Annotated in this window: 1 protein-coding gene; it reads right to left on the bottom strand. The window is 63.8% G+C overall.

Annotation, left to right across the window (positions count from 1 at the left end):
• Positions 1-92: 92 nt before the first annotated feature.
• Complete coding sequence (locus tag AC4HNJ_RS21510; protein ID WP_490481664.1) at positions 93-1,154, bottom strand: AcrVA2 family anti-CRISPR protein; 1,062 nt, start codon at positions 1,152-1,154, stop codon at positions 93-95.
• Positions 1,155-1,221 lie beyond the last annotated feature (67 nt).

Here is a 1,221-nt window from a genome sequence, read left to right as displayed (position 1 = left end):
TCAGGGTGTGCGCAGGCTGATGACGGAGCGTTCGTTCGGTCGCGCGTCGGCGTGTCGGCAAGCCATCAAGGCGCGCCATATGCGGTGGTTCGCTAGCACGGTGCATCCCCGCTTTCGCCGTTCAGGCGATCGGCGCGAACCAGCATGGGGGCAATGAAGATGAGCTTGCGCAGGCGGCTTTGCGGGCCATGCGGCTGCATGCGCAAATGACCGCGACGCCAATGCGGCGACACTGCACCGCATGCGTGAGCGGGGAGCGAAGCCGGTCCCACGATGATGCGGTTATAGCGGTGCCCGAGTTGACGTTCGATGCGTGCCGCCTTGCGAGCGCCGACACGCGCCATCCGCGCCATGGCTTCATCGCCTTGCATGGCGTCGATGCGTACAGCACGTGGTGTTTGTAGATAAAGCAGGATCTTCGCGCACCACTCGACCATAGGGATCAGCTTGTCCGGAGGTATATTCTTGTCGGACACCTGCATGCGGCGCATATGTGCGATCAGCGATTCATGCTCGTTGGTGATCACAATGCGCAACATCGCCGGCCAGTCGGCTTCCTCCTCGCTGCTGCTGATGGGCACGAACGTCAGTTCACGCTGACCGTCGCACTGGGTTTCGAACAGGTAGATGCCCTGGGTCGCGCACGAAGGGGATGCATGCGCCCACAGCGTGGGATCGATCGTCTGCCGGACGGCATCATCGATGCGCAGGAAAAGCGCAGGCAACGGAAGCTGGAACAGAGAAGCGGGCACATCGTCGCCGATGTCGGTTTGCGCCAGCCACTGTTGCAGGGCGGCGGTGGGTTCGAGCATGGCATGGGGGCGGGTCAGATGGAACGCTGCGGCGATGGTGAGCAAGGTCATCGAAAACAGTGTCGGTGAATCGAGCCCAGCGAGGCCGTCGCGGCCACCCCTTTTTATCGCTTCGATGAGCAGTTCCGTGGCCGCGCGGTGTGCGTCACCGAGGCGGTAGTCCGCACGTCCGCGCAAGCGGAGATCGGGCAGGGGGCCGTGGGCGTGACGTTCCACCATGTCGGCCCATGCCGCCCAGGCCGGCAGGAGCCCCGCGCGCGCGGCGCGCAAGGGGGGCAGCGTGGCACTGGTGATCAGCGTGGCGTTGACGGCATTCAGAAAATGCAGCGCGCGTTGTTTCATCTCCCTCGCGGCTACCATCATCTACTGTTCCTGCTCCATCTGGTTGCCGAGCAGGCTGATGTGCACG

The organism is Dyella sp. SYSU CM1112 (genome assembly GCF_058216415.1).
This window is presented reverse-complemented; position numbering and strand designations above follow the sequence as displayed.